Raw genomic sequence first — 23449 nt, forward strand, 5'->3', positions numbered from 1 at the left:
GGGGTTCGATGCACATCCAGTTGAAGCGCATCCATAAGTCGTTTGGTCCGGTCAGTGTATTGAAAGGCGTCGACTTCGAATTGTTACCCGGCGAAATTCATGCGTTGATGGGCGAAAACGGTGCCGGTAAATCGACACTCATGAAAGTGATGACCGGGCTTCATCCGCTCGATGAAGGGGAAGTCGTCATCGATGGGGCCGTCCGGCAGTTCAAACATCCAAAAGAAGCCGAGCGCGCTGGCATCGCGTTTATTCACCAAGAGTTGAACATACTACCGGAGCTGACCGTGATGGAAAACTTGTTTCTCGGACGGGAATTGACCGGTCCGTTCGGTGTCATCAAGCAGCAAGAGATGAAGCGTCGGGCGCGGGAGTATTTGGCCGAGTTGAACGTGTTCATGGAAGTCGATCAGCTTGCCAAACAATTATCTGTCGGACAACAGCAGATGATCGAGATCGCCAAAGCGCTCATGACGGATGCGAAAGTCATCGTCATGGACGAACCGACCGCCGCACTCACCGACCGCGAGATTCGAGCGCTGTTCTCGGTATCTCGGGCATTACGTGACCAAGGCGTGTCGATCATCTATATCTCGCACCGGATGGAAGAGATTTTTGAACTATGCGATTGCATCACGGTCCTCCGCGACGGCGTGTCGATTGGGACACATCGCATCAATGAGACATCGTTCGAAGAAATCGTTAAAGAGATGGTCGGGCGAGAGATTGGGGAACGCTATCCGGATCGGAACGCTACGATTGGCGACGTCGTACTTGAAGTCGATGGATTGATAGGTAACCGGTTCCACAACGTCTCGTTTGATGTTCGGGCCGGTGAAATCGTCGGTTTCTCGGGACTCATGGGAGCTGGACGCACCGAAGTGATGCGTGCCTTGTTCGGAGCCGACCGAGCCAAAGCAGGCATCGTCAAACTGAACGGAACCGAAATCCGAATCAAGCAACCGGCAGACGCCATCCGACACGGCATCGCCTTCTTGACGGAAGACCGAAAAGGCGAAGGGTTATTGCTCGACTTCACGTTACGTGAGAACTTATCGCTGCCGACGCTCGAGAAACGAGCCAAGGGGACCATCATCTCACGGCAAGCGGAAGAACAGTTCGCGGACGGTTATTTGAAAAAGCTGCGCGTCAAGCATCATTCGATGGAGCAGAAAGTGAAGTCGCTCTCGGGCGGGAACCAACAAAAAATCGTCCTCGGCAAATGGCTCGGCGCCGAGCCGGACGTCTTGATTCTTGATGAACCGACGCGTGGTGTCGATGTCGGGGCGAAAAAAGAGATTTATACAATCATGAGTGAGCTTGCTGAGTCGGGCGTCGCCATCATCATGGTGTCGTCGGATTTACCCGAGGTACTCGGAATGAGCGATCGGATTGTCGTCATGCGAGAAGGTGTCGTCACCGGAACGTTGGCAAAAGACGAGGCGACGCAAGAAAAAGTCATGACATATGCGACAGGAGGACAATGATATGGAATTGAAAGCAGCGACTGCATTAGGTCGACCGCAAAAGCTCGGTTGGGGACAAAAACTCGGACCGTTATTCGGATTGCTCGCCATCATCGTTGTGGTGACAGCGCTCGAACCAGGTTTTCTCTCGTTGAACAACATCTTTAACGTCCTACGCCAAGTGTCCATCAACGCCTTGATTGCGTTCGGGATGACGTTCGTCATTTTGACAGGCGGTATCGACTTATCGGTTGGTTCGATTCTCGCCTTGTCTTCGGCGTTCGTCGCCGGCATGATGGTCGATGGACAACATGCGGTCATGGCCATCGCCCTCGGATTGATTGCGGGTGCTGTGCTCGGTGCGTTCAACGGTGCCGTCATCACGTACGGGAAAGTCGCACCGTTCATTGCGACGCTCGCGACGATGACGATTTACCGGGGGTTGACGCTCGTCTATACGGACGGTCGTCCGATTACCGGGTTAGGCGACTCGACGTGGTTCGAACTGCTCGGACGCGGTTACTTCTGGATCATCCCAGTGCCAGCCGTAACGATGTTGATCGCTTTCGGTGTGTTGTACTTCATTTTGAAAAAGACGACGTTCGGTCGTCATACGTACGCGATTGGCGGCAACGAGGAAGCTGCCAAACTGATGGGCATCGGGGTCAATAAAGTCAAAGTCTTGATTTACTCGTTGTCGGGTACGTTAGCGGCGCTCGCCGGCATCATTTTAACATCGCGTCTCAACTCGGCCCAACCGACGGCCGGGACGTCTTATGAACTTGACGCCATCGCAGCGGTCGTTCTCGGGGGAACGAGTCTTGCGGGTGGACGAGGCTGGATTGTCGGGACGCTCATTGGGGCGCTTATTATCGGAACGTTGAACAACGGCTTGAACCTTCTTGGCGTCTCATCGTTCTTCCAACTTGTCGTGAAAGGTGCCGTCATTTTGTTCGCGGTATTACTTGATCGGAAACAAAACGCTTAATCATCGAAAGGGGAAAACAGAAGATGAAAAAATGGACAGCTTGGCTACTCGTATTGACAATGGTCGTCATGGCAGCTTGTTCGACGGAACAACCGGGGACAAGTTCGGAGCAAGAAACAAAAGACGGGGACTTCAAAATCGGGCTCTCGATTTCGACACTAAACAACCCGTTCTTCGTCGCGTTGAAAGACGGTGCGGAAGAGCAAGCAACTGAACTAGATGCGACACTTACGGTGGCCGATGCGCAAAATGATGCAGCCAAACAAGTGAGCGACGTCGAAGACATGATTCAAAAAGGGATGGACTTGATTCTCATCAACCCGACGGATTCGGAAGCAGTCGGTGCAGCCGTTCAAAGTGCGAACGATGCGGGCATCCCGGTCATCACAGTCGACCGTAACGCCGAGTCAGGCGACGTGGTCGCGCACGTGGCGTCAGATAACGTCGCTGGTGGGAAGCTCGCAGGTGAATATATGGTCGAACTCGTCGGTGAAGGCGGGAAAGTCGTCGAGCTCGAAGGCATTCCAGGAGCGTCAGCCACGCGTGACCGTGGTCAAGGGTTCAACGAAGCGATTGACGGAAAACTTGACGTCGTTGCCAAACAGTCGGCTAACTTTGACCGGGCCCAAGGGTTGACGGTCATGGAGAACATCCTACAAGACAATAAAGACATCGTCGCGGTATTCGCTCATAACGATGAGATGGCGCTCGGTGCCGTTCAAGCGTTGAACAGTGCTGGCTTGAACGATGTCAAAGTCATCGGCTTTGATGCGACGGATGATGCCGTCAAGGCGGTCGAAGACGGAACGATGGCCGCGACGGTCGCGCAGAAACCGACGGAGATTGGAAAACTCGGTGTCGAGGCTGCTGTGAACCACTTAAAAGGGGAGACAGTGGAAGAGAACATCCCGGTCGACCTCGAATTGATTAAATAATATGAACAGCCGACGCATTCGAGGTGCGTCGGCTGTTTTTATGCTTGATGAATAGGTTGGAGTGCTTGAACGACTTCGTCTTTGATCGTGACGCCGCTCGCTTCGAGTTCAGCGATTTTATCGGCGAACTGCGGCAAGTACACTTTGTGGGCGATGAGCAGTTCATCGAGCACCCGTTTCGCGGTCTCGCCGCTCGGGATAAGCGGATTGATGATGAACGCTTGAAGGGCGAGTCCGTAGTCACCGGTCACGGCCGCTTCTTCGACGCACAGTTCCATGTTCTTCATAACTTGGAGCCATCCTTTTTCAGCGGGGGCGAGCGCGCCGAACGCAATTGGTTTCGCACCGGTCGCACCGATATAGGCCGATACTTCGACGACATCGTCTGGCGCGAGATCAGGGACGGCCCCGTTGTTCTTCGTCGAGACGACGATATGTGTGTTCTTATTGGCGTAAATCGAGGCGATCGTCTCACACGCCGCATCCGAGTAATGGGCACCGCCGCGTTTAGACAGTTGCTCCGGTTTATGGTCGAGGTTCGGGTCTTTATACAGCTCGAACAGCTCGGCTTCCGTCTGCTTCACTTGCTCAGCCCGCGTGCCGACGGCCGGGTCCCGATATTCCTCGAGCATGTGGGCGAGCATCTCTTCGGCACGATAGTAGTATCGGTGATAGCCGCAAGGAATCAAATTCATCTGTTGCAGTTGTTCTTTGAAGAACGGCATGTCATGAATATTGGCGGGGATGCCGGAATCACCGTCATACATCTTGTCGATGATGTCGCGCGTGACGTCTTGACCATGCACGTCATGAACCCGGTGCCAGTGGAAGTGGTTCAATCCGGCGAACGAGTAAATCAATTCTTCCGGTTTCTTGCCGATTAGTTCCGGTTCTGCCATCATCGCATTGACCGGCACGTTGCACAGTCCGATGACTTTGTCCCATTTGCCGTAACGGATGACCGCATCGGTCACCATTCCGCTCGGATTCGTGAAGTTGACGAGCCAGGCGTCCGGACAGAGCTGTTTCATGTCTTCGACGATATCAAGGATGACAGGAATGGTACGGAACGCCTTCAAGATGCCGCCGGCCCCGTTCGTCTCTTGGCTGACCATACCGTACGAGAGCGGGATTCGTTCATCTTTGATTCGGGCGTCGAGCAAACCGACACGGAACTGGGTCGTGACGAAGTCGGCGTCTTGTAACGCTTCTCGACGGTCGAGCGTCAAGTGGACTTTGACGTCATAAGGGGATGCGTCCCACATCCGCTGCGCCATCTTTCCGACGATGTCGAGCTTGTCTTGGCCGGCTTCGATATCGACGAGCCAAATCTCACGGATAGGTAACTCTTCGTAACGCTTGATGAACCCTTCCATCAATTCTGGTGTGTAGCTGCTGCCGCCCCCGATGGTGACGAGCTTGATTCCGGTTGTCATTTCAATCTCCTCCTCATTTGTTCACAAAAAAGTTCCGAATGTGTAAATATATTTTCTGGCTGAATGCAACTTCTCATGTCCATTTCAGTATAAAATAAAGAAAAATGAACACAATAGATTTACAGACAACTCCGAAAGCGTTTACAAAATAAAACGCATAAATACTTATTTTTGTGAATTCAATTTACGAGAGGAGACCGGACATGCTATTGACCGAGAAAATGAAACAAGACCTGTTCTCTAAATCGGAACGGGCCGTCATCGACTATTTGTTCGCCGAACGGGAGCGAATCCACGACAAGACGATGAAACAAATCGCCGAGGTGACGTATACACACCCGTCGATATTAAGTCGTATCGCCATGAAATTGGAGTTTGCGGGTTGGCTCGAGTTGAAGGAACAATTTTTGGAAGAAATCGAGTATTTGAATCGTCACTTCTCGGATATCGATGCCAATGAGCCATTCTCACCCAAGGACAACTTGATTGTCGTGGCGAACAAGCTGGCTGCGCTCAAGCAGATGACGATTGAGGATACGCTGTCGTTGCTCGATCACGAGGCGTTCGAGCAGGCCGTAACGATGTTGTGTGAGGCGCGGCACATCAAAGTCTTTTCTGTCATCCATAATTTGTTGCTCTGTCACGACTTCAAGTCAAAGATGAACCGAATCGGCAAGCAAGTCAGTCTCTGCGAATTCGACGCCGAGTTCGAAGCGGCCAACTCGGACGAAACGACGTGCGCGCTCCTGATCTCATATACGGGGGAAAGTGATTATACGGTCGGGCTTATTCCTTACTTAAAGAAACAACGTGTGCCGGTGCTCGCCTTAACGAGTCTCGGAGAGAACGCGATCTCGCATCAGGCCGACTGCACGCTCCGTTTGACGACCCGTGAGCGCCTCTACTCGAAAATTGGGAGCTTCACGACGAACGATTCGATTCATTGTCTGCTCGACCTGTTGTACGCTGGTGTGTTCTCGAAAGACTATGAGGCGAACATGGCTTACAAAGTGCAAATCTCGAAACGGTTCGATCATCGTAAAAGTTCGAGTGAAGTCATGCAGGAAGACTGAAAACACCCCTTCAAGCGAAGGGGTGTTTGTTCAATCGAGCGAACGCAAGAGCGCGCGCACCGGACTGCCATCTCCTTTGACGATTGGGAGCGGCACGGCGTTCAATTCGTAATCACCAGGGGCGATATGGTCGAGAACGAGTCCTTCGAGAATATGGATCCCGTTCCGGGCGAGCGCATGATGCGCCGCCATCTCTTTACTGTCGATTGCGTCGACTGACGGCAGATCGAGACCGATCAAGTAAATCCCAAGTTCGCCGAGCCGGTCGGCGAGTGAAGGTGTGAGTTCAGGGATATGGCTCGGGAACTCCTGCTTATTCGGCCAGCCGTCCGTCTTTAAAATTAATCGTTCGACGCCGGTCAAGTCAAAGCCGTCCAAGTCCGTCGCCTCGATTCGTTCGCGGCCAGGGAGATGGATGACTCGGGCCGGGCCGATATAGAGACCGGGATCAAGGTCGATGACGCGCTGTCCGGCGTCGTCGAAATGGAACGGGGCATCGATGTGCGTGCCTGTATGAAGGCTCATCGTCACTTTCCCGACATTGACCGAACCGCTGTCGGCCATCGGCCAAGCGATTTCGTAACGGAACGCCGTGTCACCTGGCCATGTCGTGATGGAATCTTCGAGCGGTTGCGAAACATCAATCCATGTCATCGTGTTCGTCCTCCTCACAGTTTTGTCCGGACGGTCCAAAGTTCAGGGAAGAAGCGATGGTCGAGGACGCGTCGCAAATAGTTGACGCCGGACGAGCCGCCGGTTCCCATCTTTTGACCGATAATTCGCTCGACCGTGCTCATATGGTTGAAGCGCCACATCTGTTGCTGGCTGCCGATATCGAGCAGTTTCTCTCCGAGCTCATACAAGTCCCAATATTTGTCCACGTCCCGGTACACCTCGGCCCAAGCCGTTTCGACGCTTTCGTTCCATTCCCAGTCTTTCGTGACATCCCGGTTGAGCACGGTGTCATCGATGGCGAGACCACGGCGATGCATTTCGCGGACGGTCATGTCATAGATGCTCGGTGCCTGTAGCGACGATTCGAGAAGCGGGTATAGCTCCTCATCATGGGCGTACACACTGAGTGTGCGCGCGTTCTTAAAGCCGAGGGCGAACTCGATTTGGCGGTTCTGGTACGATTGGAAGCCAGAAGACGAACCGAGTTTGTCGCGGAACTCCAAATATTCAGCCGGGGTCAACGTCGCGAGGACGCTCCACGACTGGATGAGCTGTTGTTGAATCTTCGAGACACGGGCGAGCATCTTGAACGAACGCTCGAGCTCTCCCGTCTCGATGGCGGTCACGGCCGCCGTCAGTTCATGCAAAATCAATTTCATCCAGAGCTCACTCGTCTGATGGATGATGATGAACAGCATCTCGTCATGATGATCCGATAAGCGGTGCTGACTCGATAAAATCGGGTCGAGTTGTAAATAGTCACCGTATGACATGTCTTTTGAAAAGTCTGTCTGAATCGATTGCTCGACTTTATGTTCAATCCGTTCACTCATATCGATTCTCCTTAGGCCACGACTTCGCGGACGTTCTCGAACGCCTCGTATTCTTTGTTTTCCATAATTGTCTGTAACGTCATCACGACATCATACACATCGGTGAACGTGTTGTAGAGCGCGACCGGTGCGAGTCGGATGATGTTCGGGGCCCGGAAATCCGGAATGACGCGATGTTGTTTGAGCGCTTTACAGATGCGGGCCGCCTCCGGATGCTCGAGGCTCAAATGGGCACCGCGTTGCGTCTCGTTGCGCGGGCTGCCGATGACGAATCCGTATGGGGCGAGCACCTCGTCAATTAATGCAGTCATATACGTCGTCAAAGCGAGCGATTTCTCACGGATGGCGTCCATCCCGACCTCGTTGAACATCTCGAGGGCACCAAGTTGCGGGGCCAGACTCAAGACGTGCGGTGTCCCGATTTGGAACGCTCCGGCGTCATCGGCCGGCGTCATCGTGTGATCCATATCGAACTGTTTATCTTTGCGTGAACCGAACCAACCGGCCAGGCCAGGTGTCGTCCCGAAATGACGTTCATGGACGAACAGGCCGCCGACACTGCCAGGTCCGCCGTTCAAATGTTTATAGTTGCACCAGTAGGCAAAATCGACGCCCCAGTCGTGGAATGCGTGCGGGATGGCGCCGACCGAATGGCAGGCGTCAAAACCGATCAAGATATCCCGTTCATGCGCCGCCTTGGCGAGACGGGCCATATCGAGGATTTGTCCGCTGCGATAGAGGACGGTCGGCAAGACGATCAAGGCGATGTCGTCCGTCATCGCTGCGATGATGTCTTCTTCCTTCAAGTAGCGTCCGTCCGGGCTCGAGACTTGGACCAAATGTTCGCTCGGGTCGAGTCCACGGAGCTCGAGTTGACTCTTCAAGGCGTAGATGTCAGATGGGAAGGTGAGTGTGTCGGCTAAAATCTTCGTCCGCTTGCCTTCGGGTTTAAAGAATGAGGCGACGAGTTGGTGCAAGTTGACCGTCGTCGACCCGGTGACCATCACTTCTTCGGCTCTGGCTCCGACGAGCGGGGCGTTAAGTGCGGCTAATTGTTCCGATAAGTTGAACCATGGGTGGCGTCCCGACATCCACCCATCAATCCCGAGCTCTTTCCAATCGCTCAGTGATTCGAGTAACGTCCGTTCGGCCCGTTTCGATAACAGGCCGAGCGAGTTACCGTCCATATAAATGCCGTCTTGCGGCAAATAAAATTCTCCCCGGTATGGTGCGAGCGAGTCGCTGGCGTCGCGTGTTTCTGCGTACGCCCGTGTGAAATCTTGAGCCATGTCATTTCCCCCTTTGACTTGCGTGTCATGCTGACAAAAGCGTAGCAATCAGGGCATGGCGTGTCAACACGAATGACCGCAGTTCGGGCATGGTTCGCACGTGCTTCTCGCGCGTGTATATGTGATGATGAAATGGAGAGAGTCAATCTGAGGGAATTGGGTGATCAGACCCACGTGAAAGGAGAAGAGGATATGAAACTAATTGCCATCGATTTAGACGGGACGCTATTATCTCGGACAGGTGTCATCACGGAGGCGAACCAAGAGGCAATTCGCCGGCGTCAGGCCAAAGGGGATTTAGTCTCGATTTCTTCCGGACGTTCGATTCATGATATTGAGGAGCTGTTGAAGCGGAGCGATTTGTCGTGCCCGATTTTGTCAGGGAACGGCGCAATCGCCTTCTATGAAAATGAGCGGATTTATTACCATGCGCTCCCGAAAGATGTCGTGCAAGAGTTGTGGGATGTGGCCCACGAGCACGGAGCGTACGTTGAATTTTATACGAACGCCGGAGTGAAAGTGCTCCGATCGGGCACCGATTTGTTGACGGGTGAGTTGGACGAGGTGTTGCCACATGATCAATCGTTCACACGAGAGTGGGGCGAGCGGGAGATCGAGATTCAAAACGAACAATTCGGGTTGACATACGTCGATGCGATTGAGGACATCGACTTCGAGGCCGACGAAGTGTATAAAGTGTTCGTCTATTCGTTCGACCGGCGCAAGCTGCATGAGCTCCGGAAATTGTATGAACCACGGACAGATATTTTAATCACGACGGCGGGCTGGACGAAGATTGAAATCGGTCATCCGAACGCAAGCAAAGGGATGGCGTTGACGCAGTTAGCGGAGCATCATAACATCCCGCAATCAGACATCGTGGCCATCGGTGACAACTTGAATGATATCTCGATGTTTGAAGTGGCGGAAACACGGATCGCGATGGGGAACGCCGTCGATCCGTTGAAAGACATCAGTACCCATATCACGAAAGATGTCGAAGCGGACGGCGTCGCCTATGCGCTCGACCACTATATCGATAACTAATTTTTGGAGAAATGGTGAACAAGGATTCGTCAATCGATAAAACGGTTAATGTATCTGTGTAGTCCTCATTCAACGTGTTGAGCTGAAAGGGGGCAACGGATGAAACAAAGATTCCATCGTTGTTTAACTGAGGCCGGCTCGGTGAAATGAGAGACATGTTGGATGAAGCATCGGCTGACTAGACGACTCTCCTCGTTCAAGCTGTCGTCCACCTGACCTCGCGTAAGGGGTGAGGGGCAGACAAAAGAGAATCGGTGGGAGACTAGACGTTTAGGCAACTCGGTGTTTCAAAAAAAGGTGGGCCCGATGAGGTTCATGATTGATTTCAACCACATCCGTCAAAACGCAGTCAGAGTCATTGTGGAGACGAGATTCCCGTCAAGGACTTGATTGCTGTTCAGACGAACGTACGCCCCGAAATCACGTTCTGAACCACGTCCGATTTCTAGTTTATATTCATGTACCGCATGGGACGGTCGGCCGGGAAAATTCTCGGTCGGTTGAAAGTCCGCTTTTCTAGAAACGCTCACCGGAAGCGCCACGTTTGTGGCGCTTTTCTTATGGGGCGAAGGTTGTGACGCGGGCCGGTCGTTCGCCGTTTGCTTGACTTGAAACGTATAGGCGGCGTCCGGCCCCGTCCGCGGACGTTAAACCGTACACGTACGAGGGTACCCGTGTCGCCTGAAATGTTATAATGAATCGCAAGTTGTTGCTGCAAGTCGCGTTAGTTGCTGGATCTTGGTCGAGTAGCAGACGTAGAGGAAAGTTGTAGAGGAGTGAGGGTATGCCAAAGATTTATTGGCTCGGGACGTTCGTGAGCGGAGTGATTCTGACGACGATGGGAGAAGCAGGCGGAGTCCCACGAATCGTGCCCTATTTTTTGATGGCGCTCGGTGTGACCGGGTTTCTCGTTCAATCTTGGTTCGAACAAAAACGACGCCGTTAAGCCGGCGTCGTTTTTCATTACATCGATTCTAGGAGTTGGTCAAGCAACGTGTTGATGTCAGCTTGGAGGATATCGGCCTGGTGTTGCAACGTCATCAGCTCGGTGAGGTCGTTCGTCTTATTCATCTGATGAAGAAGTTCCTGATGCGCTTCTTCGAGCGCAGACAGACGAGCCTCATCCGCCGAGATGTCTCGAGCCTCGACCGCCGTCACGGTCGCTTCTGTTGATTGCGTTCTCTTCGGTACCGCCACGACTGCTTCCGGTTCGTACTGGCGTTTTTCGAGCGCATACGTGACATTTCCCGGGAAACGTGTCGCTGTAACGTCAAGCCAATAGGTGACGGGGAACAGTTTGTTCAAGAAGTAGCGGTCGTGCGAGACGGCGACGAGCGTTCCGGTGAAACGATCGAGCGCGTCTTCAAGCGCTTCGCGCGCTTCAATGTCGAGGTGGTTCGTCGGTTCGTCCAAGACGAGCACGTTCACATCCTCATGCATGAGAATGGCGAGCATGAGCCGCATCTTCTCACCGCCGCTCAAATCTTTGACCGGTTTAAAGACGCTCGCACCATAGAAGAGGAATTGGGCCAACAGTTGACGGGCCTTTCCCTCGTCGACGGCAATCCGGTCGCGGAACGCCTCGATGAGCCGGTGGGAGTCCTCGAAGTCGATGTGTTGGGACAAGTAGCCGATGCGGGCGCGTTCCGCTCGTCTTACCGTACCCGAAGTCGGTTCGAGTTGGCCGAGCAACACTTTCAACAGTGTCGATTTTCCGCTCCCGTTCGGACCGACGATGGCGACACGCTCCCCGTGACCGGTGTAGAACGACACATGCTCGAAGACGGTCCGGTCGTAACTGACGGTCACATCGGTCGCCTCGAACACATCGCGGCCGGTCCGTCCGTGCGCTGTGAACTGGATGTCAGGTTGCACGGCTTCGAGGCGAGGGCGCTTGATTGTCTCGATGCGGGCGAGCGCCTTCTCCATCGATTTGGCGCGGCGGTAAAATTTCTCGTTCGGCGGATTGCCCTCGTTCGCCCATTGCCGAAGCTGGCGAATCGTCTCTTTCATCTTCTTGATTTTCTTTTGTTGCTCCGTGTAGGCGTGGAACTGATCGAGCAGCCGTTTTTCTTTTTGCGCAACGAACGCACTGTAATTGCCGTCGAAGCTTGTCAATTCACCGTCCTCGCACTCGACGATGCGCGTGGCGACCGCATCGAGAAAGACACGGTCGTGCGAGACGAGGAGTAACGTGGACGGACTGTCACGCAGGAACGACTCGAGCCAAGCCATCGCCTCTAAATCGAGGTGGTTCGTCGGTTCATCCAGGATGAGCAGTTCCGGTTCTTGGAGCAATGCCAAGGCGAGGCCGACTTTGGTCCGTTCGCCGCCGCTGAGTGTATCGAACGGTCGGTCCACGAAGCGGGTCAGGCGCAGTCCGTCGATCATCGCGTTCACTTTTGAATCGATGACGTACCCGCCACCGTTCTCATAGCGCGTCTGCAAGGCACCGTACGTCTCGAGCAGCGCGTCGATGTCGTCACTTGAGGCCATCTGTTCCTCGAGCTGTCGCATCTCGTCACCGAGTCGCGTCAACTCGGCGAACGCGGTGTAGAGCACGTCTCGCCCTGACTTATCGGGATGGGCCGGGATTTGGGCCAAATAGCCGACGTGTAACCGTTGCTTGCGATAAATGGTCCCTTCGTCTGGCGAATCGGCGCCGACGATGAGACGCAGAAGCGTCGTTTTGCCGCTCCCGTTCCGTCCGACGAGTCCGATTCGTTCGCCGGCGTTCACGTGAAGATTGGCATCTGTCAAGACGGCATGGCCGCCAAATTGTTTTTGGATGTGTTGTAACTCGATTAACATGAGTGGTTCCTCCTAAAGTAGAGGCCTATCAAAAAAGCCGAGCGCAAAGAAGCGCTCGGCAAGAAAGAGAGGCGCTTTGTCGTATTTCAGCAATGTCTAAAAAAGGACAGACGGGTCCTGTGATTATGCGACATCGTGAAAAATCGCACGCAAAATGTACAAATGTTCTGTTGACCAATGCGTACGTCCGACAAAGTTCACCTTTCTCCCTCCTTTCTATCATCATTACGCTCATTGTAAGCGATTTCGGCTTGTTCGACAACTAGGGGACAGGAATATCGAGGACCGATGTCGTATTGTTTAGATATCAGGAAGGAGGGACGCCATGCGCAAGGAATGGCTCGGTGCCATCAGTTTAACGCTCGCCGCCAGTATTTGGGGCGGGATGTACGTCGTCAGTAAATATGCGCTCGGCTATATCGAACCGTTCACGCTCATCTGGATGCGCTATGCCGTCGCGTTTGTCGTCCTGTTCGCGATGTGGTGGGCGTTCGGGCGCGAGCAAATCGGTCGACGCGACTGGAAATGGATTGCGCTCGTCGGCGTCATCGGATACGTTGCCTCGATTTCGTTTCAGTTCATTGGCACGAAACTATCCGACGCCCATACGGGATCGCTCGTCACGGCGGCGACACCGGCGTTCATGGTGATTTTCGCCCGAGTCATCTTGAAAGAGCGGCTCACACCTGTCAAAATCGGGTCACTCCTGTTGGCGACGCTCGGGGTCATCATCGTTGTCGGTTGGCACGTCGAAGGCACGTATTTCATCGGTAGCCTCGTCTTGGTCGGTGCGGCCGTCACGTGGGCGCTCATGTCCATCTATGTGAAAATCGCATCCGAGACGATGTCGTCGTTGACGATCACGACGTTCGCCATCGGTATCGCCTTCGTGTTGATGACGCCGCTCATGGGAGTGGAAGTGGCCGCATCCGGCTTACCGAATATGACCATGGTGCTGTGGATGAGCGTATTGTATGTCGGCATCATCTCGACAGCCGGGGCGTTCTTCTTTTGGAACAAAGGGCTCGAGCTCATGGATGCGAGCGTCGGGTCATTATTCTTCTTTTTCCAACCGCTCGTCGGGGGTTACCTCGGCTGGCTCGTCCTCGATGAACGACTCGACCGCAACTTCTTTATCGGCGCCGCCTGTATCGTCACGGCCGTCACGTGGTCGACACTCGCCGAGCGACGGCAAAAGCGTGTCCGCGAGACACGTCAAGCTGAGGAGCGCCATATCTTATAACCAAAGACGACCGACCCGCTCTGGGCCGATCGTCTTTTTAAAATCCGTGATGATCGAGTTTGTCTTCGTCGCGCTTCATCTCGAGTTCGAGCCGCTGAATCGCGAGTTTCTCTTGCTCGATTTTGAGTCGAAGTTCTTCTAAACGCGCCTTCCGTGTCTTATTAAATGTATCTGCGGCGATGGACACGACGACGATGACCATAATGTAGAAAAAGAAATCCATTTGATACGCCTCCTTTTAGTGTGAGCCGAACAAATCCGTCACCAGCTGTTGTGTGAGGAGCGCCTCACGACCGTCCGTCATGATGGCTGTATCCTCGGTCACTGCCGAGATAAAGTGGTCGATTGCCCCTTGGAAGCCTCGTTGGGTCAGGAGCGTGTCCCATGACCCGAACGTCTTCGTTGAATGGGCGCCGTGCTCGAACCGTTGAAGCGTCACCATCTCATCGACCGTCACGCGCAGTCCGTCGCGGATGGCGCTGAGTCCTTCATGATTCGTCCCGGCTTTACGGTGCATCGACGTCGTGTGCAGTCCGTGCTCGTCTTGCCAGATATGGCGCGCGAAGTGGAGACCGTTCGCCTCGGTCGTCGCGATTTGGCCCGTCACTAAGCGCAACTCGCTTCCGGCGAAGTACCGGAGCGTGTCGACGACATGCAAATAGTCATCGAGCAATGTGAACTGATAGTCGTGGCCGCGCAATCCGTCCCCGCGATGCTTGACGAAGTCGAGCGTGTGGAATGGGGCTGCTTCTTTCACGTGCTGATACATCGGGGCGAACCGGCGATTGAAGCCAACCATGAGCTTCCGGTTCGTCTGCTCGGCCAGCTCGACGAGACGTTCCGCCTGTTCGATTGTCGCAGCGAGTGGTTTATCGACATACACATCGACACCGTTTGCGAGCAGATAAGAGACGACGTCGAAATGCGTCTCGGTCGAACTGTGGACGAACGCCGCGTCGACGGCTGCCGCGAGCTCGGGCAGTCCCGTGAATGATTCCATCCGGTGGGCCCGACAGATCGCCTCACGTTTGGCGACGGTCGGGGAATAGGCACCGACGAGTTCGAACGACGTGCTGTTCGTTAAAATCGGTAAGTACGCTTTCTGAGCGATGCCGCCGAGACCGACGACACCAATTTTAGGCTGACGCATATGTACCACTCCTTTTCTATCATCATAACGAAAAAAGAACCGAATGACACGTACGCGCGGTGCGTCAGGTCATTCGGTCCTTGCTTATAGGCTGGCACTGAGCACGATGTCGCCCTCGGGTGCCGTGTTGCCCCGTTCGGGTTCTTTCGTGACAGCAACGGTATCCCAATCCATCTCTGATTCGGTCGAATCGAGCGTATAGATGACGGTCCCGTTCCCTTTATCGTCCGTGACGAACGCCCCGGTCGGAATCGGCGAGCCGTCCTTTAACAACCAAACTTGATACACTTCGTTCGCTTCGAGCGCATCGAGTCCGTTCGTCTGGACGATGAGCTGGCGCTGGCCGTCCTGTTCGGCGAGGTAAGCCACGCCTTCCGATTCGCCTTCGAGCGGGACGGTCTCGGTCAAGGCGATTCCGCTCGGATCATCTTGGTTCAATAGCAGATAGCCGTTCCCGATCAAGGAGAGCATGAGTGCGGCCGCGAGAGCGAGCGCCCCCCATGGCGTCTTCTGTTTCTTCTTCGTGGCTGTGAACGGTGTGATCGGGGTCGGTTCGTCTTGCTTCGACTCCGTCTCCGTCTTGTCTTCTGCGAACACGTTGTCGAGGATGCGTGCTTTCATCCCGCTTGGCGGTTCAGCCGGTTCAGAGAGGAACGCGACGCCGCCGACGAGGGCCTCGAGTTGTTCGAGCTCTTCTTGACATGTTTGACATGTCGCGAGATGCGCTTCAAACCGGATGCGTTCGTCTTCTGTCAAATGCTGGTTGAAATAATCGATCAATTGGTCACAAGCGTTCATCGTTCCACCTCCTTATCATTCAAATCATGGGATAAATGCCTTCGTAACTGTTTCAACGCTAATCGAATCCTTCCTTTTACAGTACCGAGCGGGATGCCGCACGTATCGGCAATCTTTTGTTGGCTGAGCCCTTGGAAGTACATGAGACGGACGACTTGTTGTTGCTCGGCCGGCAGTTCGGCCATCGCCGTCTCGATTTGGGTCCGCTCTTCTTGCCATTCGACCTCGGTCTCGACGGACGGGGCCGGGGACGGGATAGCTTCCGCGTAGGACTCATCCAGTTGCAGGTCAGGTTTTCGTTTGCGAATCAAGTCGATTGTGACGTGACGGCTCATCGTGAACAGCCACGATTTGAATTTTCCTTTTGTCTCATCATACACGCCGCCACCGCGCCATAGCTTGATGAATACTTCTTGCATCGCTTCTTCGGCGAGGTCGCGGTCTTTCGTCAACTGCATGACGAACGCGTAGAGGATTCGTTCATAGCGGTCATAAAGTGTCTCGAGCGCTTGTTTGTCTTTTTGCCTGACACGCTCGTACAATTCAATATCAGTCATGGCTTGCTCCTTTACACATAAGGGAATCCCTTGTATTGATCTAACGGATGAAACCGTAAAATGGATGCCTATTTGACGTGACTATTTTGTGAACAGTCAAGATTTCCCCGCGTCTAACGGGAACAACTGGACGTCATCCCTCCGATACGGCGGAACAGGCGTAGATTCAAGGCGCTGAGCAGGCGGTAGGTCACGTAACTGAACAGCGTTGCTGTGAACAAAGTGACGAGAAGCGCCGAGCCGCTCGGGACCCATTGTTGCCAGACCGAATAGGACCGGACCCCAAACAAAAAGGTGAAGACGAGCCCGAACCCGATCACGATTCCGCTATACTGACAGTAGTAACGGCTTAATCGATTTTTCATGATGCCACGTCCTTTCTCTTTTACTATACGAGATGGGGTATGACGACACAAGGAGGATGACCATGAAACGATTTACTAGCGAGGGACGGGTGCTCGTCTGTTTTGATTTTGATGAGACGTATTTTCCGCACGCTTGCTCTGTTGACCAGTTAGAGCGATTGCGCCAACTTGAAGACTTTCTCGATGTGCACTCACATCGGTTCTCGACGATGTGGGTGACGGGGAGTTCACTTGAAACGATTCGAGAAAAAATGGCACGGGCAGACATGCGTTATTTCCCGCACCGGATTGCGGCGAGTCTCGGGACAGAGCTGTATCAAGTGACAGAATCCGGGCGATTGGAGCTCGATGCCGATTATTCGTCACGGTTTCCCGATGATTTTTCAGACCGCGTCACCCAAGTCGTCGACAGGCTAGGGCGAACACTCACGATTGAACCCCAGACGAACCTTGGCACAAGCGGCTGGATGCACAATTATTATTACTTCGGCGAGAGCGAGGATGAGCTCGAGCACATTCGTTCGAGCGCCCGTGACTTCGGTATCGCCGTCAACGTCAGTCGGTGCAATCCGCTCGCCGGGGACCCGGCAGACGCCTACGATATCGATTTCATCCCACAAGGGGCGGGGAAAATCGCTGCAGTCGACTACGTGTGCGACCGATATACGTTTCAGACCGAGCACGCCTACGCGTTCGGGGACAGTGGGAACGATTTAGGAATGTTAAGGTATGTGGGTAACGGCTATGTACTTGGCAACGGGACGGAAGAAGCCAAACGAGAACATGGTCGTGTCACCGAGGGCATGTATGCGGATGGGATTCTAGAAGTTTTGCATCGAGCGGTGCGGTAGATGGATTTAAGCGCTGGCGACTAGACGTAGCGCTGCGGTCTCCACACGTTCGAACAAATGGGTTTTCAGCCGATGGGTCGTCAAATCGAGAGGCAGACGACGTTTCCAAAGCTCTGTGAACACTTCGGATAGGACGGCCTCGGCCAAGTCGGCTCGCGTCGTCAAGCGGAGGGCGAGTGAATATAAGATGCGCTCATAGCGGTCGTAAAGCAGTTCGAGCGCAGAAGTGTCGCGGTTTAACATGCGTGCGTATAAATCGTGATCGGATATGAATGACATGGTGGACTCCTTCAGAACGAGACTCTCTCGTGGTTGGGTTGCGGGCAAATGACGTAACCTTCTTATTTCACTTATGGGGTGAACGTAAACGGTTACTTTCCGATTCGAGCACATTCAAAAAACACCCGACGGTCCGCGTCTAGCGGCCAGGCGGGTGTTTTTGGTTAAAACGACGTATAACAGTGCGGGCATGTCTGGGTGTTCCCACCGGACCGTTTGAACGTTTTCTTACAGTTCGGACACGTGACGGTCTCGGTGTCTTGGCCGAACAGGCTGCCGCGGTTGAATAAGACATTTCGTAAATTCGGTAAGGCTTTGGCGGCATAAATCATGGAGATGAATAAGACGATGGCCAAAACGGCCAATAGCAAATAGGTCATATCGGGTAAACCCCTTTCACGAAACATTCGTTTCTTCTAGCATACGTGAAATTGTTCGAACGCACACCTCCAGACTGGAATTACGAACAAATGTTCTGTATACTAAGAGTAACAAAGGAGGGAGATTAGATGAGGCAAGAAGTCATGCGTTGGATGCGGAACGGACGGGTCGTGGAAATGATGTATATCGATCGGAACGGGGTCATTTCGAAGCGACGTGTCAAGCTGATGAAGCTGCAAGGCGATCGACTCGTCGCCTGGGACGTGAACAAACAAGCGCGTCGGACATTTTGTATGGAACGTGTCCTCGCCTGTCTCCCGACGATTGAACGTGCCTCAGGACGAGAGGAGGGAATCGGATGACACCACTTCCGAAATGTTCGGCACCGGCCGAACGGGCGCTCGCTGCCGCCTATATCGACACGCTCGAACAGTTGGCCACGTACACGAGACGAGAAATTGCGGCCTTGCATGGGGTCGGGCCAAGTGTGCTGCGAATCTTGGAAACCGCGCTTCACGAGCAAGGACTTCGGTTCACCGACAGCGAAATACATTCCTAGTCCCGTCCTGGACTAGGAATTTTTTGGTTGGGCGATTGTATCGCACGTAAAAAGGGAAGTAATATATTTGTCATCTCCATTACAGCCTAATATCTAGTACCATGACGATAAGGTTTGCGAACCTAGCGACACCCATGAGAAAGGAAGTACACAGCATGAGGACGAAACGTTTATCCGCCATTCTAGGAAATGAGATGGATGACATCGAACGCGATCCATGGGTGACCGGAATTGAGACAGATTCCAGAAAGGTCAGTCCAGGGAATTTATTTATCTGTATCCGCGGCTATACGGTGGACGGACATGAATTCGCTGAGGACGCCGTCTCCAAAGGAGCGGTTGCTGTCATCTCGGAATACCCGCTTGACCTTGAGGTGCCGAACCTTGTCGTCGCGGACACGAAGCGGACAGCCGGCGTGGTGGCCAGTGCCTTTTATGACCATCCCTCACATCGGATGCGCATTTACGGTGTCACCGGTACGAACGGGAAGACGACGACCGCGACATTGACATATGATTTATTTCGTCTGTCCGGCCGACCGGTCGGAATTGTCAGCACGATTGGAGCACGTTATAAAGATCAAACATTAAACACACCAAATACGACGCCTGAGGCCGTCGTCTTACATCGTTTGCTGGCCGAGATGGCCGATGCCGGCGTGACCGATTGTGTCGTCGAGGTCTCCTCGCATGCGATGATGGAAGGACGCGTCGAGGGAGTGCGGTTTCACGCGGCGGCGTTCACGAACTTGACGCATGACCATTTGGATTATCATCGCTCGATGGATGAGTACGCCCGAGCCAAAGCCCGATTGTTCGAACAAGTCGAGACGACGAACGGAGATGCCATCGTGTTGAACGCCGAAGACCCGGCCAGCAAAACGATGGCCGCGTTTGCTCCGACTCGTCGGCGCATTATGTACAGCACGCATGCCGACGTACCGGCTGATATTCAAGTCATCTGGCATGACCAGACGGTCGTCGTCAAAATGAACGCGCTGACGATTGAGGCCCCGGTCCGCTTCATGGGCGCCTTCAATGCGGCCAACTTGGCCGCGGCCATCGGTCTCGTCTCCACATCGGAACTGATGCTGCGTTCAATCATCGCCAACGTGCCGGGTCTCACGCTTCCGAAAGGGCGGCTCGAACGACTCGATACGGAAGACGCCGAGATTTATCTCGATTATGCCCATACGCCTGACGGCCTCGAGAAGTGTCTGTCGACGCTTCAGCAAGGGGAACGTGAACTTGTTGTCGTGTTGAGTGCGGCGGGCGACCGCGATCCGACCAAACGGGCGGAGATGGGTCGCATCGCGAGTCGTTATTCGAACGACTTGATTGTGACAGTGCATGACGTGCGCACGGAAGACCCGAAGCAAATCATCGACGGGCTACTTGAAGGGATTGACGCGAACACACATTACGTGACGTTCGAGGAACGACGGGACGCCCTGCGCCACGCGGCGCAACAAGCGTTCGACGGCAAACGGATTGTCGTCGTCGGAAAAGGGCATGACCACGTCGAACGCGTCGGCCGAGAGTCGATTCCTTTCAACGAATCAGACATCCTGCTCGATGAATTAAAAAAATTGAAGGGCCAAGAACCGGCTGTTTAACGAAACGATGACAATTGTCATCGTTTTTTAATGTGTCATTTTAGGAAAAGAAGGTAATAACTATTCATGTAACGCTATCGAAGGAGGAGAACAGACATGTCAGTTTTGTACAAAGAGTTTACAAACGATGAAGAAGTTGTGACCGCCATTCAATCGATGAAAGCGAAAGGGATTGAGGACAAGCACATTTATGTCGTCACCCACGACGATGACCGGACCGACCGTGTGGCCGATAACGCCGATGCGAATACGGTGACGGCATCGGACGTCGGCCTGGGGACGGCCGCGAAAAACTTGTTCCGTAAAAAAGGGGACGAACTCCGAGCCCGGTTCGAACAGCTCGGTTTCTCATCGACCGAAGCGGATCAACTCGAGAAGAAATTAGATCAAGGCAAGGTGATTGTCGTCGTCAAAGACGCACCAGCCGGATTCACGTTATAATTCCACCACCATGGAGAATACAGAGACAGGGCTGAATCGAAGGATTCAGCCCTGTTTATTTTAGTCGTGGATGCGGACGACGGTCCGGCCGCTCAGTTCGCCGCGCATCATCGCCTCGGCGTGACGCGGGACGTCGTGCAGCGGAATCTCATGGACCATATGGTTCAGCACGCGTGTGTCGACCAGCTCATGGAGCCGTTCCCACGCTTTCACGCGACGGGCGATCGGTTGCATGACCGAATCGATGCCGATGAGCCGTACGCCTCGTAAGATGAACGGATAGACGGTCGTGTGGAGCTCATGGCCACCGGCAAGCCCACACGCGACGACGGTCCCTTCGTAGCGCGTTCGGCTAAGGATATTACCGAGCGTCTCGCCTCCGACCGAGTCGATGGCAGCATCGAACCGCTGTTCATCAAGCGGACGGGACGGTCCTTCGAGCTCACTTCGGGCCATCACGTTCTCGACACCGAGGTCACGCAAATACGCCGGATCTTGTTTGCCGGTCGAGGCAATCACGTGGTAGCCGAGCTTGTGGAGCAAGGCGATGGCAAAACTGCCGACTCCCCCGGAAGCACCGGTCACAAGTACTTCTTGACCAGGATGCACACCCTCGTGTTCGAGCGCCTCGACAGCGAACATGGCGGTAAGTCCTGGCGTTCCAATTGTCATTGCATCTCGCAGCGCCATGCCTTGCGGTAGTTTGATGAGCCAGTTCCCAGGGACTTGAGCGTAACGGCTGAAGCCACCGAAATGTCGTTCGCCGATGCCGAAACCGGTCGCAATGACATCGTCGCCGGCTTTGAAATCGAGATGGTCGGATTCAACGACTTTCCCGACGAACTCGCACCCGGGGATGAACGGATAATGACTGACGATTTTGCCGGATCCGGTCAGCCCGAGAGCGTCTTTGTAGTTGAGCGCTGAATAATGGACTTCGACGAGGACGTTGCCGTCTTCTTCTCTCGGAAGGGCGTCGAATTTGACGTCGGTCACCGTGGAATGGAGACGGTCGTCTTTTTTGTCGAGGACGAGTGCTTGAAATGATTCGTTCATGGTCAATTGGCCCCTTTCGCTGATACGTATTCTATTCCTTTGTTATCATTCCCCACCTGCCAAAATATATACACGAATGTTTCGTTCTAACAGGGAGTGGAATGGTACAATGAAAGAGATTCAACTAGAGTGAGGAGGAATGAAGCATGCGGCACGACGACTATGAGTTTGATGAAGAAGTAGAAGAAGGCGAATTGTTTAACGTATACGACATTCTGCCACCGGATGGAACCATTCTTGAGATGGCTACGGCCGAAGAAATGGTACGTGCGGCGGAGCTCGAGGCGACGCATAATGCCCTTGAGCGAATCCAAGACTCAAACTTCCAGTTGTCAGGAATCACTTTTAAAGAGTTGCTGGCAGAGTTCGAGCGATACGAGCAAGAATCGATGGAATTCTGGACAGGCGTTTATAGCCGATTGCGCATTCCATGGGCATGGACGATTCGAATCGATGTGGCCAACGGTCCGATTCACGTCGTCAATGACCGCGACATCTTCATCGACGAAGCGGACTTCGAAGAGTATGATTTCGAAGAATACGTGGATGATGATTACGAAGACGAAGACAATCAATGAATCCAAAAACGTCTTTCCCTCATTCAGGGAAAGACGTTTTTTTGTGGTCGAGGAATGAGGCACGGATGCGTGTCAGTTCCGTCGCGCCGAACCAGAGCCCGACCCCACACAAGACGGCGACACCGCTCACTAACGCGCCGACGATGGCGGTATCTCCAATCATCGTGAACGACAGCGTTAGACTGAACAAGCCGAAAAATAATAATCCTCCTGCAATCGTCTTCATGATTAAGTCATCCTTTCTTGTTTCGTCTGTCTTTAGTGTAGGCGGTCCAGTAAGAAAAGGGTGACTGAATTTTATACCAGGTCAAAAATCAAGCGAGGTCATATACAGAATACGTCTTGCCATTCTCGAACGGCTCGTCTAGTAAGTGTTCCGCCAAGATGCGGGCGACCGTCTCCGGGGTGCGCAATCGGCCTTCTGTCACGTAAGAACGGAACTGTTCCACGTCACGGAACGCGTCTTCTGACGAGGCGCGGATGCTTGCCTGCATCGCGGTGTCCATCACGCCTGGGTTGAACAAGGCGATTTTATCGTTCGTACCGGTCAATTCAAGGGCGACCGTCTCGGTGAAATGGTCGAGCCCGGCTTTCGTCGCACAGTATGCACTCCAGCCCGAGATGGGGCGCTTGGCGGCCCCAGAGGTCACGTGGATGAGCGAGACGGGCAGATCGTACGCGAGCACCGCGTTCGTCAAGAGCATCGGGGCGAGCAGGTTGGCTTGGACGTGGGCGATGAGCTGCGCGGCGTCCAATTGGCCGGCCCGGTGAATCGGTTCAATCAAGGCTGCGTTTTGGACGACGAGCAAGGATGTCGCCGTCTCGATGAGCGGCTTCACGTGTTCGAGCGCGGCCAGTGTACTTGTCGGATCAGCCAAATCGACCTCGACGTGACGGAACGAGGCATCGGTCGCCTGCGTCCGTGAAAAATTGACGACCTCGTAATCCCGCTTCAATAATTCCTCGGCGATGGCACGGCCGAGACCGCGCGACGCACCGGTCACGATGGCTAGTTTCATGAC

The 23449-nt window shown here is 53.8% G+C and carries 28 protein-coding genes; 13 read left to right on the forward strand and 15 right to left on the reverse strand.

The features are described 5' to 3' along the window. Window positions 1-8: 8 nt before the first annotated feature. From KNP95_RS12705 to rbsB, 3 genes are read left to right on the forward strand one after another with little or no spacing between them, the layout of a single operon-like run. Window positions 9-1487, forward strand: a complete 1479-nt coding sequence (locus tag KNP95_RS12705; protein WP_214837533.1) for a sugar ABC transporter ATP-binding protein — start codon at window positions 9-11, stop codon at window positions 1485-1487. A 1-nt stretch (window position 1488) separates the two neighbouring features. Further along, complete coding sequence (locus tag KNP95_RS12710; protein WP_021065942.1) at window positions 1489-2454, forward strand: ABC transporter permease subunit; 966 nt, start codon at window positions 1489-1491, stop codon at window positions 2452-2454. 23 nt (window positions 2455-2477) lie between these two features. Next, the gene (gene rbsB, locus KNP95_RS12715; RefSeq protein ID WP_021065943.1) at window positions 2478-3389 is read left to right on the forward strand and encodes a ribose ABC transporter substrate-binding protein RbsB; all 912 of its coding nucleotides are present in this window, start codon (window positions 2478-2480) and stop codon (window positions 3387-3389) included. Between the two features lie 38 nt (window positions 3390-3427). Here the strand turns inward: rbsB and KNP95_RS12720 are convergent, their stop codons facing one another. After that, complete coding sequence (locus KNP95_RS12720) at window positions 3428-4825, reverse strand: 6-phospho-beta-glucosidase (protein ID WP_214837536.1); 1398 nt, start codon at window positions 4823-4825, stop codon at window positions 3428-3430. Window positions 4826-5028: 203 nt separating this feature from the next. Between KNP95_RS12720 and KNP95_RS12725 the strand changes: the two genes are divergently transcribed. Next, window positions 5029-5898, forward strand: a complete 870-nt coding sequence (locus KNP95_RS12725; protein WP_214837540.1) for a MurR/RpiR family transcriptional regulator — start codon at window positions 5029-5031, stop codon at window positions 5896-5898. A 30-nt stretch (window positions 5899-5928) separates the two neighbouring features. Here KNP95_RS12725 and kynB read toward each other — a convergent pair whose 3' ends face one another. Genes kynB through kynU form a run of 3 tightly spaced genes read right to left on the reverse strand, consistent with a single transcriptional unit; the run spans window position 5929 to window position 8695 of the window. Beyond that, window positions 5929-6552 (reverse strand): arylformamidase, encoded by a 624-nt coding sequence (gene kynB / locus KNP95_RS12730; protein ID WP_214837543.1) that lies wholly within the window; start codon window positions 6550-6552, stop codon window positions 5929-5931. Window positions 6553-6566: 14 nt separating this feature from the next. After that, window positions 6567-7406: a tryptophan 2,3-dioxygenase gene (kynA, locus tag KNP95_RS12735; RefSeq protein WP_029594523.1), complete on the reverse strand. Its 840-nt coding sequence runs from the start codon at window positions 7404-7406 to the stop codon at window positions 6567-6569. Between the two features lie 11 nt (window positions 7407-7417). Next, window positions 7418-8695 (reverse strand): kynureninase, encoded by a 1278-nt coding sequence (gene kynU / locus KNP95_RS12740; protein WP_214715695.1) that lies wholly within the window; start codon window positions 8693-8695, stop codon window positions 7418-7420. Window positions 8696-8887: 192 nt separating this feature from the next. On the opposite strand from kynU, the gene KNP95_RS12745 reads away from it, so the two are divergent. Both KNP95_RS12745 and KNP95_RS12750 read left to right on the forward strand, forming a co-directional pair. Then, a complete protein-coding gene (locus tag KNP95_RS12745; protein ID WP_058765009.1) occupies window positions 8888-9742 on the forward strand; it encodes an HAD family hydrolase in 855 nt (284 codons plus the stop codon). A 784-nt stretch (window positions 9743-10526) separates the two neighbouring features. After that, window positions 10527-10688, forward strand: a complete 162-nt coding sequence (locus KNP95_RS12750; RefSeq protein ID WP_201455035.1) for a hypothetical protein — start codon at window positions 10527-10529, stop codon at window positions 10686-10688. A 17-nt stretch (window positions 10689-10705) separates the two neighbouring features. On the opposite strand, the gene abc-f is transcribed toward KNP95_RS12750, so the two are convergent. After that, the gene (abc-f, locus tag KNP95_RS12755; RefSeq protein ID WP_214837546.1) at window positions 10706-12553 is read right to left on the reverse strand and encodes a ribosomal protection-like ABC-F family protein; all 1848 of its coding nucleotides are present in this window, start codon (window positions 12551-12553) and stop codon (window positions 10706-10708) included. 325 nt (window positions 12554-12878) lie between these two features. On the opposite strand from abc-f, the gene KNP95_RS12760 reads away from it, so the two are divergent. After that, a complete protein-coding gene (locus tag KNP95_RS12760; protein WP_214837549.1) occupies window positions 12879-13796 on the forward strand; it encodes a DMT family transporter in 918 nt (305 codons plus the stop codon). 37 nt (window positions 13797-13833) lie between these two features. On the opposite strand, the gene KNP95_RS12765 is transcribed toward KNP95_RS12760, so the two are convergent. The 5 genes from KNP95_RS12765 to KNP95_RS12785 form a co-directional block, all read right to left on the reverse strand. Next, window positions 13834-14019, reverse strand: coding sequence for a hypothetical protein (locus KNP95_RS12765; protein ID WP_021065953.1), 186 nt, complete (start codon window positions 14017-14019; stop codon window positions 13834-13836). 15 nt (window positions 14020-14034) lie between these two features. Further along, on the reverse strand, window positions 14035-14946 hold the full coding sequence (locus tag KNP95_RS12770) for a Gfo/Idh/MocA family protein (RefSeq protein WP_214803232.1): 912 nt from the start codon (window positions 14944-14946) through the stop codon (window positions 14035-14037). An 84-nt stretch (window positions 14947-15030) separates the two neighbouring features. Beyond that, window positions 15031-15744 carry an anti-sigma factor gene (locus KNP95_RS12775; protein ID WP_214754394.1) on the reverse strand — a complete coding sequence of 238 codons (714 nt, stop codon included), beginning with the start codon at window positions 15742-15744 and terminating at the stop codon, window positions 15031-15033. Further along, a complete protein-coding gene (locus KNP95_RS12780) occupies window positions 15741-16301 on the reverse strand; it encodes an RNA polymerase sigma factor (RefSeq protein WP_214803226.1) in 561 nt (186 codons plus the stop codon). The genes KNP95_RS12775 and KNP95_RS12780 overlap by 4 nt, the downstream gene beginning before the upstream one ends. 113 nt (window positions 16302-16414) lie before the next feature. After that, window positions 16415-16666, reverse strand: coding sequence for a hypothetical protein (locus KNP95_RS12785; protein ID WP_214837552.1), 252 nt, complete (start codon window positions 16664-16666; stop codon window positions 16415-16417). Window positions 16667-16728: 62 nt separating this feature from the next. Here KNP95_RS12785 and KNP95_RS12790 point away from each other — a divergent pair, with 62 nt between their 5' ends. Next, the gene (locus KNP95_RS12790) at window positions 16729-17517 is read left to right on the forward strand and encodes an HAD-IIB family hydrolase (RefSeq protein WP_214837556.1); all 789 of its coding nucleotides are present in this window, start codon (window positions 16729-16731) and stop codon (window positions 17515-17517) included. Between the two features lie 6 nt (window positions 17518-17523). Here KNP95_RS12790 and KNP95_RS12795 read toward each other — a convergent pair whose 3' ends face one another. Both KNP95_RS12795 and KNP95_RS12800 read right to left on the reverse strand, forming a co-directional pair. Further along, entirely contained in the window at window positions 17524-17796 is a 273-nt protein-coding gene (locus KNP95_RS12795; protein WP_214803223.1) for an RNA polymerase sigma factor, read from the reverse strand. A gap of 164 nt (window positions 17797-17960) precedes the next feature. Continuing rightward, entirely contained in the window at window positions 17961-18176 is a 216-nt protein-coding gene (locus tag KNP95_RS12800) for a hypothetical protein (RefSeq protein WP_021065960.1), read from the reverse strand. Window positions 18177-18305: 129 nt separating this feature from the next. Between KNP95_RS12800 and KNP95_RS12805 the strand changes: the two genes are divergently transcribed. The 4 genes from KNP95_RS12805 (at window position 18306) to KNP95_RS12820 (ending at window position 20793) form a co-directional block, all read left to right on the forward strand. After that, a complete protein-coding gene (locus KNP95_RS12805; protein ID WP_021065961.1) occupies window positions 18306-18539 on the forward strand; it encodes a hypothetical protein in 234 nt (77 codons plus the stop codon). Continuing rightward, window positions 18536-18736: a helix-hairpin-helix domain-containing protein gene (locus KNP95_RS12810; RefSeq protein WP_214837559.1), complete on the forward strand. Its 201-nt coding sequence runs from the start codon at window positions 18536-18538 to the stop codon at window positions 18734-18736. Before KNP95_RS12805 ends, KNP95_RS12810 begins: the two co-directional genes overlap by 4 nt. A gap of 155 nt (window positions 18737-18891) precedes the next feature. Continuing rightward, window positions 18892-20352, forward strand: coding sequence for a UDP-N-acetylmuramoyl-L-alanyl-D-glutamate--2,6-diaminopimelate ligase (locus KNP95_RS12815; RefSeq protein ID WP_214837562.1), 1461 nt, complete (start codon window positions 18892-18894; stop codon window positions 20350-20352). Window positions 20353-20448: 96 nt separating this feature from the next. Continuing rightward, window positions 20449-20793, forward strand: coding sequence for a YflT domain-containing protein (locus KNP95_RS12820; protein WP_214837565.1), 345 nt, complete (start codon window positions 20449-20451; stop codon window positions 20791-20793). Between the two features lie 60 nt (window positions 20794-20853). Here the strand turns inward: KNP95_RS12820 and KNP95_RS12825 are convergent, their stop codons facing one another. Then, on the reverse strand, window positions 20854-21849 hold the full coding sequence (locus KNP95_RS12825) for an MDR family oxidoreductase (protein ID WP_214837568.1): 996 nt from the start codon (window positions 21847-21849) through the stop codon (window positions 20854-20856). Window positions 21850-21995: 146 nt separating this feature from the next. On the opposite strand from KNP95_RS12825, the gene KNP95_RS12830 reads away from it, so the two are divergent. After that, window positions 21996-22427, forward strand: coding sequence for a hypothetical protein (locus tag KNP95_RS12830; protein WP_021065966.1), 432 nt, complete (start codon window positions 21996-21998; stop codon window positions 22425-22427). 19 nt (window positions 22428-22446) lie between these two features. Here the strand turns inward: KNP95_RS12830 and KNP95_RS12835 are convergent, their stop codons facing one another. Both KNP95_RS12835 and KNP95_RS12840 read right to left on the reverse strand, forming a co-directional pair. Further along, window positions 22447-22653: a hypothetical protein gene (locus KNP95_RS12835; RefSeq protein WP_029594540.1), complete on the reverse strand. Its 207-nt coding sequence runs from the start codon at window positions 22651-22653 to the stop codon at window positions 22447-22449. Between the two features lie 88 nt (window positions 22654-22741). Continuing rightward, complete coding sequence (locus KNP95_RS12840) at window positions 22742-23446, reverse strand: SDR family NAD(P)-dependent oxidoreductase (RefSeq protein ID WP_214837570.1); 705 nt, start codon at window positions 23444-23446, stop codon at window positions 22742-22744. Window positions 23447-23449: the final 3 nt, after the last annotated feature.

The sequence above is a fragment of the Exiguobacterium sp. s36 genome, from assembly GCF_018618345.1.
In the GTDB taxonomy this organism is placed as follows: Bacteria; Bacillota; Bacilli; order Exiguobacteriales; family Exiguobacteriaceae; genus Exiguobacterium; species Exiguobacterium chiriqhucha.

Bases quoted from the DNA above. Each gene is read 5' to 3' on its own strand.
- KNP95_RS12705 (WP_214837533.1), top strand. From the start codon at position 9: ATGCACATCCAGTTGAAGCGCATCCATAAGTCGTTTGGTCCGGTCAGT.
- KNP95_RS12710 (WP_021065942.1), top strand. From the start codon at position 1,489: ATGGAATTGAAAGCAGCGACTGCATTAGGTCGACCGCAAAAGCTCGGT.
- rbsB (WP_021065943.1), top strand. From the start codon at position 2,478: ATGAAAAAATGGACAGCTTGGCTACTCGTATTGACAATGGTCGTCATG.
- KNP95_RS12720 (WP_214837536.1), bottom strand. From the start codon at position 4,825: ATGACAACCGGAATCAAGCTCGTCACCATCGGGGGCGGCAGCAGCTAC.
- KNP95_RS12725 (WP_214837540.1), top strand. From the start codon at position 5,029: ATGCTATTGACCGAGAAAATGAAACAAGACCTGTTCTCTAAATCGGAA.
- kynB (WP_214837543.1), bottom strand. From the start codon at position 6,552: ATGACATGGATTGATGTTTCGCAACCGCTCGAAGATTCCATCACGACA.
- kynA (WP_029594523.1), bottom strand. From the start codon at position 7,406: ATGAGTGAACGGATTGAACATAAAGTCGAGCAATCGATTCAGACAGAC.
- kynU (WP_214715695.1), bottom strand. From the start codon at position 8,695: ATGGCTCAAGATTTCACACGGGCGTACGCAGAAACACGCGACGCCAGC.
- KNP95_RS12745 (WP_058765009.1), top strand. From the start codon at position 8,888: ATGAAACTAATTGCCATCGATTTAGACGGGACGCTATTATCTCGGACA.
- KNP95_RS12750 (WP_201455035.1), top strand. From the start codon at position 10,527: ATGCCAAAGATTTATTGGCTCGGGACGTTCGTGAGCGGAGTGATTCTG.
- abc-f (WP_214837546.1), bottom strand. From the start codon at position 12,553: ATGTTAATCGAGTTACAACACATCCAAAAACAATTTGGCGGCCATGCC.
- KNP95_RS12760 (WP_214837549.1), top strand. From the start codon at position 12,879: ATGCGCAAGGAATGGCTCGGTGCCATCAGTTTAACGCTCGCCGCCAGT.
- KNP95_RS12765 (WP_021065953.1), bottom strand. From the start codon at position 14,019: ATGGATTTCTTTTTCTACATTATGGTCATCGTCGTCGTGTCCATCGCC.
- KNP95_RS12770 (WP_214803232.1), bottom strand. From the start codon at position 14,946: ATGCGTCAGCCTAAAATTGGTGTCGTCGGTCTCGGCGGCATCGCTCAG.
- KNP95_RS12775 (WP_214754394.1), bottom strand. From the start codon at position 15,744: ATGAACGCTTGTGACCAATTGATCGATTATTTCAACCAGCATTTGACA.
- KNP95_RS12780 (WP_214803226.1), bottom strand. From the start codon at position 16,301: ATGACTGATATTGAATTGTACGAGCGTGTCAGGCAAAAAGACAAACAA.
- KNP95_RS12785 (WP_214837552.1), bottom strand. From the start codon at position 16,666: ATGAAAAATCGATTAAGCCGTTACTACTGTCAGTATAGCGGAATCGTG.
- KNP95_RS12790 (WP_214837556.1), top strand. From the start codon at position 16,729: ATGAAACGATTTACTAGCGAGGGACGGGTGCTCGTCTGTTTTGATTTT.
- KNP95_RS12795 (WP_214803223.1), bottom strand. From the start codon at position 17,796: ATGTCATTCATATCCGATCACGATTTATACGCACGCATGTTAAACCGC.
- KNP95_RS12800 (WP_021065960.1), bottom strand. From the start codon at position 18,176: ATGACCTATTTGCTATTGGCCGTTTTGGCCATCGTCTTATTCATCTCC.
- KNP95_RS12805 (WP_021065961.1), top strand. From the start codon at position 18,306: ATGAGGCAAGAAGTCATGCGTTGGATGCGGAACGGACGGGTCGTGGAA.
- KNP95_RS12810 (WP_214837559.1), top strand. From the start codon at position 18,536: ATGACACCACTTCCGAAATGTTCGGCACCGGCCGAACGGGCGCTCGCT.
- KNP95_RS12815 (WP_214837562.1), top strand. From the start codon at position 18,892: ATGAGGACGAAACGTTTATCCGCCATTCTAGGAAATGAGATGGATGAC.
- KNP95_RS12820 (WP_214837565.1), top strand. From the start codon at position 20,449: ATGTCAGTTTTGTACAAAGAGTTTACAAACGATGAAGAAGTTGTGACC.
- KNP95_RS12825 (WP_214837568.1), bottom strand. From the start codon at position 21,849: ATGAACGAATCATTTCAAGCACTCGTCCTCGACAAAAAAGACGACCGT.
- KNP95_RS12830 (WP_021065966.1), top strand. From the start codon at position 21,996: ATGCGGCACGACGACTATGAGTTTGATGAAGAAGTAGAAGAAGGCGAA.
- KNP95_RS12835 (WP_029594540.1), bottom strand. From the start codon at position 22,653: ATGAAGACGATTGCAGGAGGATTATTATTTTTCGGCTTGTTCAGTCTA.
- KNP95_RS12840 (WP_214837570.1), bottom strand. From the start codon at position 23,446: ATGAAACTAGCCATCGTGACCGGTGCGTCGCGCGGTCTCGGCCGTGCC.